Origin of the sequence: Shewanella colwelliana, from assembly GCF_001735525.1 — a bacterium.
In the GTDB taxonomy this organism is placed as follows: Bacteria; Pseudomonadota; Gammaproteobacteria; order Enterobacterales; family Shewanellaceae; genus Shewanella; species Shewanella colwelliana.
On the sequence record NZ_MCBT01000041.1, the window covers coordinates 56,820 to 75,849 of the forward strand.

Genomic DNA, 19,030 nt, shown 5'->3' on the forward strand with positions numbered 1-19,030 from the left:
AAAACCATAAGATAATGGGGTTGATGATGAAAAACGTTAAAACTTTAGCTTTAGCAGCAACAGCAGTAGCAGCAATGTCTGCACCGACTTTCGCAGCAGATCGTACAGACCTTCGCGCTGGCGACTACAGCTGGATGCAGTTCAATGCAATGTATGCTTTCGATGAGCTACCAAGCTCAGGTGAAAGCGGACACGATTACCTAGAAATGGAATTCGGCGGCCGCGCTGGTGTTGTTGACCTATACGGTTATGTTGATGTTTTCAACTTATTCACTGGTGATTCAGGTGATAAAGCCGCTGGTTCTGGTGCTAGCAAAATGTTCATGAAGTTCGCGCCTCGTTTCTCTATCGACGCGATCACTGGTTGGGATCTTTCAGCTGGTCCTATCCAAGAAGTTTATTTCTCTACTCTATTCAACTGGGGTGGTGGAGCAGTTGGTGAAGACGTGAACGCTTCTTTCTGGGGTGTTGGTGCTGACGTTATGGTTCCATGGTTAGGTAAAACTGGCATGAACTTGTACGCTCACTATGACATGAACCGTAAAGAGTGGAACGGTTACCAGTTCTCTGCAAACTGGTTCAAGCCATTTGCTAACTTCGACAACGGTAGCTTCGTAGCTTTCCAAGGTTATGTTGATTATCAGTTTGGTGCTGACGACGAGTACGGTAATGAATTCGTTCCTCAAACTTCAAGCGGTGGTGCAGCATACTTCGGTGTTCACTGGCATTCAGACAACTACGCACTGGGTTATGGCCTAAAAGGTTATAAAGACGTTTATCTTCTTGAAGATGGCGCTGGTATCGTAGGTCTAGAAACAACTGGTTGGGCACACTACCTAACTGCTACTTACAAGTTCTAAGCTAGAATTTGTATGTTTGGAGCCGCAACAAGTGCGGCTCCAATTGTCCATCAAACAGATGATTTTTTTCTGATTTGCTGGTTAGTCTTTATTTAAGCATGGACTATATTTGTAGAGCTTGTTTAGATAAAGGTTAGTAGTTTTACGCGCTAAAAAGGATTTTTCGCGGAAAGGCAGGAACACTGCGCTGCAGTTTAATAACTTCGTTCCCCTTCCCGGTCTTCAAGGATTCAAGTCGTGACCCTTGTGTCAGGATAGCCATGGTGTAAGACCAGGCATTGAATACCTGAATATGTAAACTTGAGTCCTACGCCAATGGCGCAGAGACACGATTTACGGCAACGCCTGAAGGCCCGGCCATAAAAATAATCAAAATAATGCCAACTCTTAGGTGCTGTCATACGTCGATTTTTTTTCTTATTTTTTGAATTAATAATTTTACGTTTCGGAGAGCTATTATGAGCGATTTAAAAAAAGCAGCACAAACAGCCATTGAATTAATGGATTTAACCACCTTAAATGATGATGATACCGATCAGAAGGTGATTGAGCTTTGTCATAAGGCTAAGACACCAGCTGGTAACACCGCTGCCATCTGTATTTACCCACGCTTTATCCCTATTGCACGTAAGACCCTTAATGAGATGGGTTGTGAAGCTATTCGTATTGCGACCGTGACCAACTTCCCACACGGAAATGATGACATCGCGATTGCAGTACTAGAAACTCGCGCAGCAGTGGCATATGGCGCCGATGAAGTTGATGTGGTTTTCCCATACCGCGCACTGATGGCGGGCAACGAAACCGTAGGTTTTGAACTTGTTAAAGCATGTAAAGAAGCCTGTGGTGATGATGTGCTATTAAAAGTGATCATTGAGTCGGGTGTTTTGCAAGATCCTGCGCTTATTCGTAAAGCGTCTGAGCTTTGTATCGATGCTGGTGCTGATTTCATCAAAACCTCTACAGGTAAAGTTGAAGTTAATGCAACGCTAGAAGCTGCTGAAATCATGATGACAGTGATCAGTGAAAAGAACCCTAAAGTTGGCTTTAAGCCTGCCGGTGGCGTGCGTGATGCCGCTGCAGCTGAAGAGTTCTTAGGTGTCGCAGCTCGTCTACTTGGTGACGATTGGGCAACACCGCGTACCTTCCGTTTCGGTGCGTCTAGCCTATTAATTAACCTGCTTCATACCCTAGAGTTGGGTGATGCGCCAAAAGGCCCACAAGGTTACTAATAAACGATTAGCTTTTTAGTTAAGTGTGATCTAAATCTATTTGAAAACGCCAAAACTTGTTTATATTAATTGTAATTAAATTACGATTTTTGGCGTTTTATAAAAAGAGTTTGTCACCTAAAAAGAAATTTTGTGACAAACTTGGAGGCAGTACTATGTTTCTAGCACAAGAGATAATTCGTAAAAAGCGCAATGGCGAAGCGTTAACCACTCAAGAGATCCAGTTTTTCGTTAAAGGGATTACTGACAACAGTGTCTCTGAGGGGCAGATTGCCGCACTCGGTATGGCAGTATACTTTAACGACATGAATATGGATGAACGTATTGCGCTGACGACATCTATGCGTGACTCTGGCACCGTGCTCAATTGGAAAAACCTTGGATTAGACGGTCCTATTATCGATAAGCACAGCACTGGTGGTGTCGGTGATGTGATTAGCCTCATGCTTGGCCCCATGGCAGCTGCATGTGGCGGTTATGTTCCAATGATTTCTGGTCGTGGTTTAGGCCATACGGGTGGTACGTTAGATAAGTTCGATGCTATCCCTGGTTATCAAACCGAGCCAGACAGCGCCCTGTTCCGTAAAGTGGTTAAAGAAGCGGGTATTGCCATTATCGGTCAAACTGGTGATCTTGTTCCTGCCGATAAACGTTTCTATTCTATCCGTGATAACACCGCAACCGTTGAATCCATCTCACTTATTACCGCATCCATTCTTTCTAAAAAGCTTGCAGCAGGTCTCGATGCATTAGCGATGGACGTTAAAGTTGGCAGTGGCGCATTTATGCCGACTTACGAAGCATCTGAAGAGCTTGCACGTAGTATTACTGCGGTAGCTAATGGCGCTGGCACGCGAACAACCGCGCTACTGACCGACATGAACCAAGTACTTGCCTCTTGTGCGGGTAATGCGGTTGAAGTGAAAGAAGCGGTTGATTTCTTAACGGGTGCGTACCGTAACCCTCGTCTTTATGAAGTGACCATGGGTCTTTGTGCTGAAATGCTCCAACTTGGTGGCCTTGCCGCGACAGAAGCTGAAGCGCGCGCAAAGTTAAACCAAGTACTTGACAATGGTAAGGCTGCAGATATTTTTGGCCGTATGATCTCAGGCCTAGGTGGCCCCGCTGATTTTATCGAAAACTACAGCAAGTACCTGCCACAATCACAGATCATTCGTCCTGTTTATGCTGACCGTACTGGTTTTGCGTCTGCGATGGATACTCGTGAACTTGGCTTAGCAGTTGTCACCTTAGGTGGCGGTCGTCGTAAGCCCGGTGATGCACTAGACTATAGTGTAGGGTTGACTCAAGTTTGTGCGTTGGGTGATCAAATCACTACAGATAAACCGATTGCCATGGTTCACGCTCAAACCGAAGCAGCATTTGAAGAAGCCTCTGCAGCGGTTAGAAAAGCAATACACATTGGCGATTCAGCGCCAGAGAAAACACCTGAGATCTATAAGTACATTCGTCAAGAAGATCTCTAGGAGAGTAAAAGATGAAAAGAACAGTAATTATGATGCTGGACTCGTTCGGCGTCGGTGCAGCAAAAGATGCAGCAGCCTTCGGTGATATTGGTTCAGATACCTTTGGTCATATCGCCAAAGCATGCGCAGAAGGGCAGGCTAATGATGGCCGTGAAGGTCCACTTAAGCTACCAAATTTGGCTAAACTGGGCTTAGCTCTTGCTGCACAAGAAAGCACTGGTGCGTTTGCCGCTGGCTTTGCTGATGATGTTGAAGTGATTGGCGCTTATGGTTATGCCGATGAGCTAAGCTCTGGTAAAGACACGCCAAGCGGCCATTGGGAAATGGCGGGTGTACCTGTGTTGTATGAATGGGGTTACTTTAGTGATTTGACTAACTCATTCCCCAAAGAATTGACCGATAAGATCCTAGCTCGCGCAGGTTTAAGCGACTACCTTGGTAATTGCCATGCATCGGGCACGGCTATTTTAGAAGAACTTGGCGAAGAGCATATGCGCTCTGGTATGCCTATCTTCTACACCTCTGCCGATTCAGTGTTTCAGATTGCTTGCCATGAAGAATCGTTCGGTCTAGAGAAGCTTTACGAGCTTTGTATTATTGCCCGTGAAGAGCTTGAGCCTTATAACATCGGCCGTGTTATTGCGCGTCCATTTATTGGTACTGGTCCAAGTGATTTTGCGCGTACGGGTAATCGTCGTGACTATGCGGTTGAGCCACCAGCACCAACGGTATTGGATAAGCTAAAGGCAGATGGCGGTGAAGTGGTCAGTGTCGGTAAGATTTCAGATATCTATGCGCATTGTGGCATTACCAAAAAGGTGAAAGCGACAGGCCTTGAAGCGTTATTTGATGCAACACTTGAGCAAGTAAAACAAGCGGGCGATCGAACCATTGTTTTTACTAACTTTGTCGACTTCGATTCTCACTATGGTCATCGTCGTGACATCGCGGGTTACGCACGTGCATTAGAGTATTTTGATAGCCGTTTACCTGAAATGTTGGCACTACTTAATGACGACGATCTGTTGTTATTAACGGCCGATCATGGTTGTGACCCTTCTTGGAAAGGTACCGATCATACTCGTGAGCGTGTGCCTGTACTTGCGTACGGTGCGGGGCTGACTGCCGGTTCGTTAGGTTGTCGTGATAGCTTTGCCGATATTGGTCAAAGTATCGCAACTTACTTCGGTTTAGAACCAATGGAATATGGCAAGTCTTTCGTTTCTTAAGACTTGCAGTGGGTGACTGATAAGTCGCCCACAACGATTTATCGATTTGGCGATATAAATTGATCGCCTGTACTAGAAAGACTTAAGTCTAAAAAATAGGGGTTATATAGATGGCTACACCACACATTAATGCTGTAGACGGTGCATTCGGCGATACAGTTTTATTCCCAGGCGATCCACTTCGCGCTAAGTACATTGCTGAGACTTTCCTAGAGAACGTTGAGCAAGTGACTGACGTACGTAACATGCTTGGTTTCACTGGTACCTACAAGGGCGTACGTATCTCTGTTATGGGTTCAGGTATGGGCATTCCTTCATGCTCTATCTACGCCACTGAGCTTATTAAAGATTACGGTGTTAAAAACCTAATCCGTGTTGGTACTTGTGGTGCGATCAGCACTGACGTTAAAGTCCGTGACGTGATCATCGGTATGGGCGCATGTACTGATTCTCAAGTTAACCGTCTACGTTTCAAAGGCCAAGACTTCGCTGCTATCGCAGATTACAGCCTACTTAGCGCTGTGGTTAAAGCGGCTGATGCAAAAGGTACTAAGTACCGCGTTGGTAACGTATTCTCTGCAGATCTATTCTACACGCCAGACCCAGAAATGTTTGACGTAATGGAAAAGATGAACGTACTAGGCGTCGAGATGGAAGCTGCTGGTCTTTATGGCGTTGCTGCTGAGTTTGGTGCAAAAGCACTTTGTGTTGTTACCGTTTCTGACCATATTCGTACTGGTGAAAAGACCTCTTCTGATGAGCGTCAAACCACCTTTAACGACATGATCGAAATGACACTAGACGCGGCAATTACTCTGTAATCGTAGCTTTTAGTAAAAAAACGGACCAATAGGTCCGTTTTTTGTTTTAACGTTACTCTTTCTTAGCACTATGGACTGGCTCAACGTCTGCTTCATCTTCGCCTGTTGACTTGTCATTAGTCAGCGCCGCTGCAAGTTTTTTTCCTAATTTGCTCTTCGTCATTCGCCGATCAAAGTCAGCGCGTTTGAATGAGAGTGCCCGTGACAGTAGTAATCCTATCAGACCTGCAATGATCAACATCATCTGCTGTTGTTCCATATTGATCTGATGTGCTTCTTTGATCTCATTAAAAAATAGCTCTGGGACCAAGCGTACCTCGATATAACCGAGGTTTTTATTGTCTTGTATTACCGACTCAACATAAGGTGGAAAGGGCGCTAATAAGCGCTCTAGCTCGTCAGATTCAGGTTCTAAATCATCCTGGCTTACGCTTTGAGCGAAAGCGAGTCGTTGACCTTGCTCGCTAAAGATGGTTGCTGACATCACTTTGGGGTCGAGTACTAATGCTGTCGTTAGCCACTGCAGTTGCTCATCATTTTGTAATTGTAGGGCCGGTGCTGCCCCATAGGCCGTTTGCTGAACTAGTAATCGAGCCATCTTTTGCGTTTGGGACTTTAGAAGCTGTTGACCTTGTAGTAGGCTTGTTTCCCATAATTGAAATAGACCCGCCATTAACGCGAGTGCAATGCCTATCTGTATCAGTCGGCTGAGCCTATGGGTTTTTTTGAGTCCTTTAAGAAAAAACACTTTGTACCTGAAGATGATAAGGGTTTTATTAATCATAATTGATTATCAGCGAACTCGATAGCCGGAGATGCAATACAAATGGAAAGTCAGCGCCAAAACAACCTGTTTTCATGGATTCATGAGCAAACGGCCAGCAGCATGGAGTACCAGGGAAAGCGATTTCAGCGACACTCTGAAGCTAACGCAACAACGGCTTCTCGCTTGCGTATTGTCTATCAAACTCATGCAACTGAGGTGGAACTTGCAGAGGTTTTATTGGGCGTTAATGCTATTGAGAGTATAGCGTCGATAACTCGTGATAGTGGTTTGCATTGCATCGAGTTGTGTTTAAGCGAGGTAACGCTTAGTGAGGCTAAAACACGTTTTAACGCACTTGATGGTGTTGAAGTGTTTACGATTGCTAACGCTCATCCTCGACTTGATATTCCTGGTCTGTTAGTGATGGATATGGACTCCACCGCCATAGAGATTGAGTGTATCGATGAGCTAGCCATTATGGCTGGGGTTGGTGCAGAGGTTGCTGAGGTGACAGAACGTGCAATGCAGGGAGAACTCGACTTTGAGCAGAGTTTACGTGCGCGGGTAGCCAAGCTTGCTGGCGCAGAGGCGAGTATCATCGACAATCTGTGTCAACGTTTGCCCCTAATGCCAGGGTTGACCGAGATGGTTAGTGAGTTACAAGCGAATCAATGGCGTCTAGTATTGGCATCGGGCGGCTTTACTCCTTTTGTTGGTCATTTAAAGCAGTTACTTAATTTGGATGCTGCATTTGCTAATGAACTCGTCATCGAAGACGGAAAGCTTATAGGTGAAGTGCGTGGGCAAGTCGTTGATGCGCAGTTTAAGGCTGATACTGTCTTGGGAGCAGCCGCCAAGTGGCAGATTAGTAATGGTCAGCGTTTGGCTATTGGCGATGGTGCGAATGATATTCCTATGGTTGAAGCCGCAGATTTCGGTATTGCATTCCATGCTAAACCTAAACTAGCGGCTGCGGCTAACGGCGTGATTAGGCAGTTAGATTTAAGGGTATTACCCTATATGCTGTTGGACTTACGCTAAGACATAACCGCTTTGTCATGTTCAATTGCTTTATCGCAACACAGGCATTGTTGCGATAAAGCTAAGCCATCACTGTTTTAATTTGCAAATTATTGATTGATCTTAAAGCTAATAATTTCAAACGACTGTTTATTTGCCTTGGCGCGTCATTAGTTACTTGTTTTATCTTTTAAATGTCAGTAGTTTAGTTGTAAATTACTTGGCAGTTATCTTATTTTGACACTCTCTCAGCAATCACTTTTTATTCCTTATCGTCAGGGGCAGTTGCATCTTCGCCAAATTAAAACGGCCGATGCAGATATGAGCCGTCCACCCATTTTGATGCTCCATGGCGCCATGTCAAATGGCCGTGTCTTCTACAGTGATAGTGGTCGGGGACTCGGCTGTTATTTGGCCAAAGCGGGTTTTGTAGTCTACGTATTAGATACATTGGGGCGAGGACTCAGCACGCCAAAACTGTGCGCAGGGGCTAATCATGGCCAAGGCGAAGTGATTAGAGAGCAGCTCCCGTTAGTTCAACACTATATTTTGTCGCTGCACCAACAAGTTAATCAGGTTCACTGGTGTGCACACTCATGGGGAGGGGTATTAATGGCAAGCGCTATTGCAAGGTTTGATTTTTTTCAAACCAGCGTAGCATCGCTGTTAACGTTTGGCAGTAAGCGTGCTATCAAAGTTCGCTCATTTAAGAAATGGTTGATGGTTGATGTAGCTTGGAATAAATTGGCGCCAGCCATCGCCATGGGTCATGGTTATTTAGCCGCAGATCGATGGCGTATGGGCATGGACAACGAAACCAAGGCCTCTTTGAGTCAGAGTATCGACTGGGTACGTGGTGATTGGGTCGATCATGATGATGGCTTCGATTACGCACAAGCGGCATCACAAGCTGCGGTGAAACATCGATGGCCACAAGCGTGGTTTATTGCCGGGATTGGTGACAAGGTGTTGGGCAATCCAGAAGATGTTCGGCGCATGATCGATGAATGCCATTTTGAGCAGGTTAACTACACTTTACTGTCTAAAGCCAATGGTCATCTACATGATTATGGTCATGCAGATATGTTGACCCATAAAGACGCTGAGAAAGATCATTTCCCAGCAGTAAAGCATTGGTATTTAGTTCAAAACTAGTATTTGGCTAGATCTCTAATTTGTGTCAATGACGTTATAGAGGCTTGGAAAGCGGAGCATGACCTCTGGGGTTATTTCAAGTAGCTCACCGACGCCGATGATGTGCCACATTAACTGCTCGAGTTTCTTTGCCTTGTGCGGGGCGTGTACATTGATGTATTCAAGTTCGCGTTTTATATAACTTAAATCCGGCTTACCAGTGGCGCCACGATAGATACGTAGTGCCATAAATTTACCTAGATTTTGACTTTGACGGATAAAGTGAACTTGCGCTTGCTGATCGCCGATCTCTGCTGGCGGCAGGCATTTTATCTTCACTCGCCCTTGTGACTGACGAGACACTTGGACAAAGACTTCAAAGCTCTCTAGGCCATATTGGGGCTTCATCTGTCTTATTGGGTCAATAAAATCGCGCTTTAAACGCCCATCGTCAAGCAGGCTGACAAGATCATATTGCAAAGTATCTTGCGCCGTAGCAGCAAATAAATCAGTAATGGTGTTGCTGTGTTTACTCACACCTAATACGCCAAGTTTGGCCGATTTACTGGTTTTTTCAAGAAAGTAAGGTACGCAGGCCAGCTCCCTCATTAACAGGTTTTTTAACCCATCAGAGAGTTCTTTCATATCGCTATTGGCTTCGGTAAGTTTTTGTAGCTTATCGCGGTTGGCTTCAATCAAACGATTGATAAAGGCGACCCCTACATGTGGTGTGTGGCCTATCTGCGCGGCTAAATGTATGGTCACGCCATTTTTACGGGTACGGATCAATCGATAGGGTAACTGCGATAATTTGGTTTTTCCTGCAAGGGTCTGCAGTTTGGGAAAGCTCACTAGTATAGGTGCTGTAGCATCAAATTCGATGCCATCATTTAAAGTGACCTGAAGCCCTTTGCCTGAGATATCTAAGGTAAAACCTTGGGCCGACTTTTTACCTTGGCTCACGTTCACTTGGGTTTTAAAGGCAAATCTTGCTTCATTACGTCGTTCAGTAAACTGTAGTGATAATAGTTTAATCTTATCTAGGCTGAGCTTAGCTTGGCCAAAAGGTTTTAGCTCATTGGGATGATGGCCCATTGGATCCCACTGCTTATAACTATCAAGCGCTTCTTCATTGGTTAAGTCGATGAGTTGTAAGACATGGGTGAACCGTTTGAGTTGGGCTTCTGTGAGCGCCGAGTAATCGCTACTATCACCCGGTAAAATACTCGACTTATAAGAGGTTTGATGATCAATTTGATGACTGGCAAGTTTAAATATGCTCCAGCTAGACTTACTGGTGCCAAAATGTAAAAAAAGCCCTAATAGCTCTTTTTTCAGTAACTCAGCTAAAGTTGCCGAATAGAAATAGATATTACCTTGAGTTTGAAAGGTAAAACAGAAAAACAGGCTGTGTTCGATAGTTTGTGGATTATCAATAAGGGCTTTTAGGCGGTTTGCTGTCAGCATTCCTGGTAATTGGCTTATCTCTTTCTCATCACGGAAAAAGTGCTGTAATTTTTGATTGTCACGGCTAAGAAGCTTATGGGTGACTTGATATCCTTCCTCTGTATGCTCGACATACAGAGGAAGGTGAGGTAGGTGAGGCAGATAGTGACGTTCAAATCCGAGTCCTGTTGCAGCGACCAATATGTCGTTGATGTCGACTTTATATCGGTACTTATAGCCTTGGATCAGGTTTGCTAACATCTCTGTTAATGCGTCACTGCCGCCAATACGCTTTAGACGCAGCCATGTATACTCGTGGTTACTTTCGCTATCAACCACTTGGTAGTCAACGCCATTTTGTAGATCTTCAAAATAGTACTCTTCACCCAATTCGAGTAATTTCACCCTAACGGGTTTTTCAATATTGACACCGTTACTGAGTGGCAAACGAATGCGTGCTCCGCCGACAGAGAGGTCCACGGTGATACCGCTGACTTCACTCAATCCCGGCTGTAAGACGCCGATGCGTATTGAGTAGTTCATCCGCTCTTCACTGCGATTAAAATAGCTGCCTAAGACCGCGCCAGAAGCGATAAAGGGAGTTAGGGCTAAATCGTCACCGGCCTGCGGATTTCGGGCTTTTTGTCTGCGCGTTTTATGGGCGAGCATTACTTGCTCATAGACGCCTAAGGTGTATTGGTTCTGATAGAGCGCAAGCGTCTCAATAAAACTGGATTTAGCGGGCTCATCGAGAAAATGGGTTTGTGAACCGCTAGTAAAACTATTGCAGGGGAGTTCTGACTTATCTCTTAAATCTATCACCCTGGTGCATAGCGAAGAGAGGCGGTTAAGCTCCATTTTAAGTAGGAATCGGGTTGAGTTAGTTTCATCAGAGGTTAAATGCTCAAACAGCTCATGAAAATTATCTTCCATGAGTAACGGTTTTAGCTGTTCGATTAATGCATTGTGTTGCTCTAAACTCATGGTCGATTTCTTTTTCTGATGCTAATTGAATCTCTGGCTGTTACTCTTGTGTCGGCCAAAACCAATAAAACTTGATAGCCATATGTTTATCAATGATAAAACGACATTTGACTGTTGATAAATTAGGCAATAAATATTATCGATCACCGTGGCTACAGTTTAAGCCATTATGGTTATTTCTGGCGACCTCTTTATATCAAATAACGATTTAGAACTTATTATGGCTAAGATTAAAACAGCATATGTGTGCAGTGAATGTGGACAAGACTTCCCTCGGTGGCAAGGGCAGTGCAACGCTTGTCATGAGTGGAATACTATTACCGAAGTGCGTTTAGGGGCGAGCAAGTCGGCCAGTACTTCAGTCTCCGGGTATGCTGGTGCTGTGGGTGGTGGCTCTAAGAAACTTAGCGAAGTGGAAGAGTTCGAAGCCAAAAAAATGCTGACAGGTATTGGCGAGCTCGATCGCGTGTTATGCGGTGGCTTAACGACAGGCTCTGTAAATATTATCTCAGGTGATCCTGGTGCAGGTAAAACCACTATTTTATCTGATTTGGTGTCACGTATGTCGCAATTGATGCCATCGTTATACTGTACTGCAGAGGAGTCATTATCGCAGTTTAAAAACCGCGTTAATCGCCTAAAGCTAGATTGCAATGAGGATAATTTATTCTTGATGGCCGAAACCAGTGTCGAAGCCATCATTGCTGAGCTTGAAGCCAAGCAGGTCAAGTTTGCCGTGATTGACTCCATTCAAGCTGTTGTCACCGACCTGGCTAATGGCAGTCCTGGCTCGCCGTCACAGGTAAAAAGTTCAGCCCAAGCACTGACTCAGTATTGTAAGCAAAACAATGTCACCATGTTTCTGGTGGCACATGTCAACAAAAACAATGAAACCGCTGGACCACAAACGCTGATCCACATCGTTGATTGCCTCACACATTTAGAGTGTAACGATGGTCAAGTTCGCACGCTGCGCGCCAACAAAAACCGTTTTGGTGACGTTGATACTGTTGGTATTTTCAAGATGACTGAGCGCGGTATGATTAGCGTTGATAACCCAAGTGAAATCTTTTTGTCAGGGTCAACGACCGACTCTCCGGGTGCTGCTATCACTTGTATCCGTAAGGGCAACCGCAATCTGCTGTTAGAGATCCAATGTTTAACGACCGAAACCGAAGGGGAGTTTCCTCAGCGCGTATGCGTGGGACTCAACATGAATCGGATTAAGATGCTTACGGGGATTCTACGTAAACATACTCGAACTAAAATTTTCCACGACACCTATTTTAATCTGGTCGGTGGTCTAAAAATTGATGAATCTGAAACCTGTATTGATTTAGCTTTAGTCGCGGCACTGCTCAGTAGCCTTAATGATTTCGTGGTACCAAGAACGACCTGTATCATGGGGGAACTCAGCTTAAATGGTGACGTGCGTCCAATCGACAGCGGTGTGCCGCGGGTGAAAGAAGCTGTGCAGCATGGCTTCACCGAGATCTTCATTCCTTATCGTAATTATCATAAATCGATGGAAGGCCTAGGGGCCAAAATCAATCCCATTAAGACCATTCATGAATTGTTAGAGCTGATTAATTGAGATTAAGCTGGGATAGTTCGCCGATGCTCCGCGGGCGGTGCGCTGCATTGAGTTTGCAGCGCCTGTAAGGTTTTGGGGCAGAATGATGCCTGTAAGTTTGATTAAAAAGGGCTAGGACACAGGCCATTAACTCGCTTGTGGCTAGTGGGGTGCTCAAAATGCAACTCACTGGCGTGTAGCATTAAGCGGCTTGCCATCTGTTCGCTACGAGTACTTTTATACAGGTCGCAGCCCAGAATGGGATGGCCCATCGTTAGGCTGTGGATGCGTAATTGGTGTGTACGCCCTGTGATAGGGGTGTATTGCACCAAACTACAAGGTGGTTCTGCTAGCCGTTGAATGACCCTATATTCACTGATAGCTGGCTTACCTGTGATTTGGCAGATTTTTACCCGCGGAAAAAGGGTTTTATCTTTGGTTATTGCGGCGTTGATCTGTCCCTGCTCCTCGCTCACCCAACCTTCCAGCATAGCGATATAACGTTTTTGGATGGTGCGTGCTTGAAACTGTAGATTGAGATGCTGCGCCGATTCGGTGTTGAGTCCCACCACCATTATGCCAGATGTGCCAAAATCTAACCTATGTGGGAGTTTGGCATGAGGAAAGGGCGGCGTAAGCCCTTGTTGACCGTGCACTAAACGGTAATGTACCGAATCCCAATTAAGCGGATTTTTTCCCGACAAACTGAGCAGTCCACTGGGTTTATTAATTAATAGAATCTCATCGTCTTGATACAAAATTTCCACAAAGTCGTCGCAGGCTGGCGCCAAAAAATCATCAACAATGGTGTGGGATAACGCGCAAGTTGGAGGCATGAATGGGTCCTGCTATTGATATCGCCTAGTGGGTTGATCAAAAAAGGGGAAACTCATTCCCCTTTCGAAACACGTATGGTGTATTAATGCCGCTTAACTTTGTTCGTGAACCTCAACAAATAATCGTAGCTCACGATCGAGCAGTGAGGCATCACCTAAGTTAAGTTCCAGCATACGGCGCAGGTGGCTAATGCTATCGACGTCGATATGCAGGCACTCTAAGCCCAACTGTCCCTCTTTTTGATAAACAAGTTTAGTTTCCATAGAAACCACTATCTCAGAGTCACCTAGAGTAAAACTTAAAGCAATGGGGTCATCGGTGACGCTAAACCCTTGGGGTTGCTCTAACAGGACGCCATTGAGACTGAGATCGTGGATGATGGTTGGCCAGACGTTACCTTGCTGGGTGAGCGTTGCATTGGCATCAAATAAGATCCGCGAAAATTGTCGCCTTTCATCCATAACCTGTCCTCACACTGTGGTGTTTAACTAAACGCTGTAGAGTAAGCATAAGCTAACATGGGCGTGGTGTAAAAATCTTGGTTTATATTTGTGAGGTGCTATCCGTATTGTGTTGGCTTAGGTGTCGAAGCTTAGCGTGGTCGCTCTGTCTGTGAGTCAGTCTTAAGGCCATACGACATAAAATGGGCGTCAGTTCGCATATTTGAGATATTGCTTATATGAAAATGTGAAAATATGTGAATAATGAGTGATAACCTTTAAGTAACTTTTTCTGGAGCGATTCGATGGCGCATACTTCGTTGGCCAATACTGTACTAGTTGTTGATGACGAGGCCGTGATCCGCGCGAGGCTAAAAGGCTATTTTGAAAAAGAGGGTTACCGAGTCTTAGAGGCTGAGGATGGTGAGCAGATGTGGCATCAATTCAGCAGTCAGCATATCGATTTAGTGATGCTCGATATCAATTTACCTGGTGTGGATGGCTTGAGTTTAGCCCGAGACCTAAGAAGCCGTTCAGATGTGGGTATTATTTTGGTCACCGGCCGAGATGAAGCTATCGATAAAATTATTGGCCTCGAAATGGGCGCAGATGATTATGTCACTAAGCCTTTTGAACTGCGTGAGCTACTGGTGCGAGTCAAGAACCTCTTATGGCGTATGTCGCTGGTGAAAAAGGCGCAGCAAGAGGTGATTACTCAGCTGGAACGAAATGATGACCTCATTGAGTTTGAGGGCTATTGCTTAGCACTTAATAATCGTAAGCTCACTTATGGTGATGAGGTGATTAAGTTGACCAAGGCGGAGTTTGAGCTGTTAACGGCCTTTGCTCTACATCCTCAGCAAGTGTTATCTCGTGAACGTTTGATGCAGCAAACTAGTCATAGAGATCAGGACGTCAACGACAGAACCATCGATGTCATTATTCGCCGTCTCAGAAACAAGTTAGCTGCAGAACTGTTTGTGACGGTTCACGGTGAAGGCTACCTGTTTGCAGCTAGGGTTGAAGACTAATCTTTAGCTGAATTATCAATACGGTAGATGGGGTAAAAGTCCGCGGGAGCAAGGCTGTAATTAAGGTTGCTTAGCTGCTTTTTACCCGCTTTCAGGCCTAAAATCTTTGGGCCTATATCACCATAGGCAGCAGCACCTTGTAATTCCCTCACAGTGATATCTATCGCCAGTTTACCTTGTAAAACCACTTGGTCGTCACTACTAAAAGCCACTCTATTACGATACAAGCCCCGTAGCGTTGCTGGAGACAGGTAACTGCTGACAAGTTGTACCGAATCTAAACCCCTATGCTGTAACTCGCCAACCGCTGCCTCAACCGCGACTGCGCTACCAAGTATATAATCTGGTATGTGATCGTTGAGCAGGTGGTGCAGTTGGTCACGATAGAGGTCACGATTGTTATCGGCATGGCGAATTGATGAGATGGTCACAGTGCTATGTTCCAGGGCTGCTAAAACCCCCTGCTCAACCCATGCGCTACCGCCAACCCTTTCAGGCCCGGTGAGCAGTGCCAGTTGTGGTGGTGTTTTTGTGCTTTGACGCAACACTGCCTGCTGAATATAGTGGCCAGCAACCCATCCCATCTGATACCAGTTGACGCCAACACGGGTGGTGATCAGCGGGCTGTCGATACGATTAACCAGGGCTATAATGGGTTTGCTGATTTGGCCTTGATAGCTGTTGAGTAAAAGTGGATCGACGCTTCCGAGTAAGATTGCATCGAAAGGGGCTGACATGCAGTGGCTTAACTGCTCGAGTTGTTGCGCTTTACCGTAATAGCCACCGGCTTCAAATAACTCTAAACTGACCCCTAGCTGTTTAGCATGTGTGGCTAACCCATAGTCGATACCTATCCAGTACGCATCTTTGAGGTGTGGCACCAATACACATAGGTTCCAAGTTTTTTGGACATGAGATAAGGGGTGAAACGTGACAGACTTGCTGGTTTGTAGTTTGGCGTTAAAGGGATAACGCTGCTCCAATGGCCAAGAGGTATTGGCGGCTACAACAACAAAGGTTGCTATAAAATTCAAGCAAGCCACGAGAAAATAAGTGGTATATTGCATCTTCTTGGTCACGTGTTTAGTCTCAAATCTAGGGTGAACATAATCCTTTACAACACTCGCTATCATAACAGTTTAAGGAATCAGTGTGGGCGCTTTATCGTTATCAGGCAAGAGTCTTGTTGGCCGTTTAATGTTGGCATTCAGCATGCTTGGCTTGCTACTGCTTTTGTTGGTTAGCCTAGGTAGCTTATCACTCTATTGGGTTAAGTTAGCTGACAAGTATCTTTATGAAGAGGCGCTTCCGGCCTCTGAAGCGGCGCGTCAATTGATGCAATCCTCTAATGCTCTGCTGGATAACGCTCAAGGGCTAGAGCGGGTGGAAGAGGAGGCCCAACGCGCATTCTTGGGACGAAAGCTCTCTCTTGAAAGTAGTAACTTATTGGGAGCAATAGCAAAGCTTAAATCGCTTAATGTTCAAGACGACAAGCGATTGGAATATGCTGCTGGGGAGATTATTCACGATCTGTCGCAACTGGGTCGGCAAGTTGGTGAGCGTTTAACCATGGCACAGCGCCTTGGCCTAGAAGGGCAATCTTTAGTCGAAGCGGCGACACGGAGCAGCCGTTTACTTGAAGCTGAATTGGCTGTTGTGGATTCTGCCATATTGGCAAAATTAAGTTTAGCCTACCCACAAGTTGTCGGGGCAGACCAAAGTGCGCACTTGCTAGATACCATCATAGAGCAAGATCTTGATATTCGAGAGCGACTCGATAGAGCCTTAACCTTAGTACATCATATTGCATTGATAGGGCAGCTGCTGCAATCACCAGAGCAGCAATCAGGGCTTAACTCGCTTATGACGAGTATGTCGAGCGTGCTGAGTAAAACCATCGCTACTGGCTATCAACTCAATCAGGGAGTGAGCACAGAACAAGAGCAAGCAGCTTCGCAACGGCTTGCTAACATCGACCTTATGCCGCTGGAGTTGCTTAAGGGGCTGGTGAGAGACCCTGTAAGAGCCACGGCATTAGATCAAGAGTTAGTTATATTACGCGGGGTAGACGCAAGCTTACTTTTACAGCAGCAGTATGTGAAAGTCTTGGCTCAGCAGGGACTTGCGTTGCAACATTTGACAGATAAACTTGGTGAACTCAATAAGTCTGTTGATCGTGCAATGAGTGCCCAGCAGTCACAAGCAGATGATGCGCGTGGCGAATTTTTACAGCAACTTTTTTGGGCTAAATCAGGCTTGTGGGCCACAGGGATATCAATGTTGGTGCTCATGCTGTTGGTCATCTACCGTGTTATCTATAAAGGTATTGCCCTGCGGTTAAATGAAGCGACCGAAGCTATGTCTCGGTTGAGCCTGGGAGATAGCCACGTCGCGCTTGATCCTCACGGCGATGACGAATTGACAGCGATGGCTTCAGCCATTGAGGTATTTAAGCAAAAGACTGACCAAAATCTGCGTTTACAGTCCGAACTTCAAGAAAGTGCTTCACAGCTGACAGCGCATAAAGCATCACTTGAGAGCACTGTGATTGCTCGTACCCAGGAGTTGGCCTTAGCTAATACTCAGCTTGATGCTGAAGCAAAAGGGCATGCTGCCGCTCGGCAGATGGCAGAGCAGGCCAATCAAGCTAAGTCTTTGTTCTTGGCTACCATGAGTCATGAGATCCGTACGCCACTCAATGGGTTGTTAGGTACGCTGACATTATTGGGGCACTCGCCGCTTCCCGCTGCACAAAAACAGATGCTTGCCTTGTCGCAATACAGCGGTACGTTATTGCAAACGGTGTTAAATGATATTTTAGATTTTTCTCGTTTAGAGCAAGGGAAGTTAACTAATGAGCCGCGTCCTGTCGATATCAGTGAGCTCCTTGATGAGGTGGTGGCCATTATGATGGCTGGTGCAGGTTTATCTGGACTGTCACTGCGGCAAGTTAAACCCCCTTTACCCCAGTGTATTAATATCGATGGGCCTAAATTACGCCAAGTGCTATTTAATCTTTTAGGCAATGCGATTAAGTTTACCCCAGAGGGAGAGATCACCTTGACGGTGAAAATTGTTCAATCTGAGCTGCAGTTTGAGATCAGTGATACGGGGGTGGGAATTTCTCAGGCTGCCATGCCGCAGTTGTTCAAAGCTTATAGTAGCCAGCCAAATCAGGGCCGAACTCGTGGAACGGGACTCGGATTGGCTATCAGTAAAGAGCTGGTGGAGTTAATGGAGAGCCCGACTTCTCAGCGAAACGGCATCTGGGTCGACAGTGAAGCGGGTCGCGGTTCGACATTTGGCTTTAGTGTACCGCTAGACATTTGTCAGCAAGGGTGTAGACCCGTTGCTGCCGTGTTGCCTGAGGTTGAGCCTAAGCGGGTATTAGTGATTGAGGATAACAGCGTTAATGCCATGGTTGCTCAGGGGTTTTTAGGGCATCTTGGTCATGAGTCTGTATTAGTCACTAGCTGTGCCGATGCCAGAGCTCATTATACTGCGCAAAAGGCAGCGCAATATGATGCAATTATGTTGGATATTCAGTTAGGGGACGGTTCAGGTATTACCTTGTTAAATGAATTAAAGTCGGTGGCAGATCGTTGTGGAAAAGAGGTCGCAATTGCTGCATTTACCGCGCAAATCCAAACCGATGACATTAACATCTACCATGATGCAGGTTTTGAGGCGGTGCTAGCAAAGCCCCTTAATATGCAAGCGTTAGCGAGTTGGATTGGTGTGGTCAATCATAATGACCTAGATAGTCATCAACACGATGAAGAACAAACGCCAGTGATGCCAGCCATAACACTTGACCCCCATGCGCTGCTTAACCAGCAGCAGTTAGATGAAGACCTTACCTATTTAGGTGTGCCAGCACTTAAGGAGATGCAAGTGTTATTTGTTGATTCGAGTCTCAAGCAGATGCAAGCTTTGGCAACACTCCCTAGTAACACGGAGCAAATACTTCATGCGCTCAAAGGGAGTAGTGCCAGCATGGGCCTACTCGCGTTGAGTGAGCGCTGTAAAACCCTAGAGTTAGACGGATTCAATAGTGAGAGTTATTCAGCGCTATATAACCTGTGGCAGGAGTCAATTGATGCCTTAGCAGATAAACTCGCTGCCAAAGAATAAGCCCGAGCGATTGTTTACTAACAGCTCGGGCTTGAG

Annotated in this window: 15 protein-coding genes; 10 read left to right on the plus strand and 5 right to left on the minus strand. The window is 45.7% G+C overall.

Going from position 1 to position 19,030, the window contains the following annotated elements:
- The first annotated feature begins 26 nt into the window (after window positions 1-26).
- From BEL05_RS12640 to deoD, 5 genes are all read left to right on the plus strand, one after another.
- Window positions 27-860, plus strand: a complete 834-nt coding sequence (locus tag BEL05_RS12640) for a nucleoside-specific channel-forming Tsx family protein (RefSeq protein WP_069671370.1) — start codon at window positions 27-29, stop codon at window positions 858-860.
- Between the two features lie 458 nt (window positions 861-1,318).
- The gene (gene deoC / locus BEL05_RS12645) at window positions 1,319-2,092 is read left to right on the plus strand and encodes a deoxyribose-phosphate aldolase (protein ID WP_069671371.1); all 774 of its coding nucleotides are present in this window, start codon (window positions 1,319-1,321) and stop codon (window positions 2,090-2,092) included.
- Window positions 2,093-2,247: 155 nt separating this feature from the next.
- A complete protein-coding gene (deoA, locus tag BEL05_RS12650) occupies window positions 2,248-3,579 on the plus strand; it encodes a thymidine phosphorylase (protein WP_069671372.1) in 1,332 nt (443 codons plus the stop codon).
- 11 nt (window positions 3,580-3,590) lie between these two features.
- Complete coding sequence (locus BEL05_RS12655; RefSeq protein WP_028763265.1) at window positions 3,591-4,808, plus strand: phosphopentomutase; 1,218 nt, start codon at window positions 3,591-3,593, stop codon at window positions 4,806-4,808.
- Window positions 4,809-4,918: 110 nt separating this feature from the next.
- Window positions 4,919-5,629 (plus strand): purine-nucleoside phosphorylase, encoded by a 711-nt coding sequence (gene deoD / locus BEL05_RS12660; RefSeq protein WP_028763266.1) that lies wholly within the window; start codon window positions 4,919-4,921, stop codon window positions 5,627-5,629.
- A gap of 52 nt (window positions 5,630-5,681) precedes the next feature.
- On the opposite strand, the gene BEL05_RS12665 is transcribed toward deoD, so the two are convergent.
- Window positions 5,682-6,413: a YtjB family periplasmic protein gene (locus BEL05_RS12665; RefSeq protein ID WP_051413023.1), complete on the minus strand. Its 732-nt coding sequence runs from the start codon at window positions 6,411-6,413 to the stop codon at window positions 5,682-5,684.
- Window positions 6,414-6,455: 42 nt separating this feature from the next.
- On the opposite strand from BEL05_RS12665, the gene serB reads away from it, so the two are divergent.
- Both serB and BEL05_RS12675 read left to right on the plus strand, forming a co-directional pair.
- Window positions 6,456-7,436: a phosphoserine phosphatase SerB gene (gene serB, locus BEL05_RS12670; RefSeq protein WP_028763267.1), complete on the plus strand. Its 981-nt coding sequence runs from the start codon at window positions 6,456-6,458 to the stop codon at window positions 7,434-7,436.
- A gap of 216 nt (window positions 7,437-7,652) precedes the next feature.
- Window positions 7,653-8,570 carry an alpha/beta fold hydrolase gene (locus BEL05_RS12675; RefSeq protein WP_028763268.1) on the plus strand — a complete coding sequence of 306 codons (918 nt, stop codon included), beginning with the start codon at window positions 7,653-7,655 and terminating at the stop codon, window positions 8,568-8,570.
- A 15-nt stretch (window positions 8,571-8,585) separates the two neighbouring features.
- On the opposite strand, the gene BEL05_RS12680 is transcribed toward BEL05_RS12675, so the two are convergent.
- Window positions 8,586-10,979 carry a PilZ domain-containing protein gene (locus BEL05_RS12680; RefSeq protein WP_069671373.1) on the minus strand — a complete coding sequence of 798 codons (2,394 nt, stop codon included), beginning with the start codon at window positions 10,977-10,979 and terminating at the stop codon, window positions 8,586-8,588.
- A gap of 220 nt (window positions 10,980-11,199) precedes the next feature.
- Here BEL05_RS12680 and radA point away from each other — a divergent pair, with 220 nt between their 5' ends.
- Window positions 11,200-12,573 carry a DNA repair protein RadA gene (gene radA, locus BEL05_RS12685; RefSeq protein ID WP_028763269.1) on the plus strand — a complete coding sequence of 458 codons (1,374 nt, stop codon included), beginning with the start codon at window positions 11,200-11,202 and terminating at the stop codon, window positions 12,571-12,573.
- Between the two features lie 101 nt (window positions 12,574-12,674).
- On the opposite strand, the gene BEL05_RS12690 is transcribed toward radA, so the two are convergent.
- Window positions 12,675-13,388 carry an RluA family pseudouridine synthase gene (locus tag BEL05_RS12690; RefSeq protein WP_069671374.1) on the minus strand — a complete coding sequence of 238 codons (714 nt, stop codon included), beginning with the start codon at window positions 13,386-13,388 and terminating at the stop codon, window positions 12,675-12,677.
- 93 nt (window positions 13,389-13,481) lie between these two features.
- A complete protein-coding gene (locus BEL05_RS12695) occupies window positions 13,482-13,850 on the minus strand; it encodes a PilZ domain-containing protein (RefSeq protein WP_028763271.1) in 369 nt (122 codons plus the stop codon).
- A 299-nt stretch (window positions 13,851-14,149) separates the two neighbouring features.
- Between BEL05_RS12695 and torR the strand changes: the two genes are divergently transcribed.
- Window positions 14,150-14,860 (plus strand): two-component system response regulator TorR, encoded by a 711-nt coding sequence (torR, locus tag BEL05_RS12700; protein ID WP_028763272.1) that lies wholly within the window; start codon window positions 14,150-14,152, stop codon window positions 14,858-14,860.
- Here torR and torT read toward each other — a convergent pair.
- Window positions 14,857-15,927: a TMAO reductase system periplasmic protein TorT gene (torT, locus tag BEL05_RS12705; RefSeq protein WP_069671402.1), complete on the minus strand. Its 1,071-nt coding sequence runs from the start codon at window positions 15,925-15,927 to the stop codon at window positions 14,857-14,859. The genes torR and torT overlap by 4 nt on opposite strands.
- 85 nt (window positions 15,928-16,012) lie before the next feature.
- Here torT and torS point away from each other — a divergent pair, with 85 nt between their 5' ends.
- Window positions 16,013-18,994 (plus strand): TMAO reductase system sensor histidine kinase/response regulator TorS, encoded by a 2,982-nt coding sequence (gene torS / locus BEL05_RS12710; RefSeq protein WP_139151880.1) that lies wholly within the window; start codon window positions 16,013-16,015, stop codon window positions 18,992-18,994.
- Window positions 18,995-19,030: the final 36 nt, after the last annotated feature.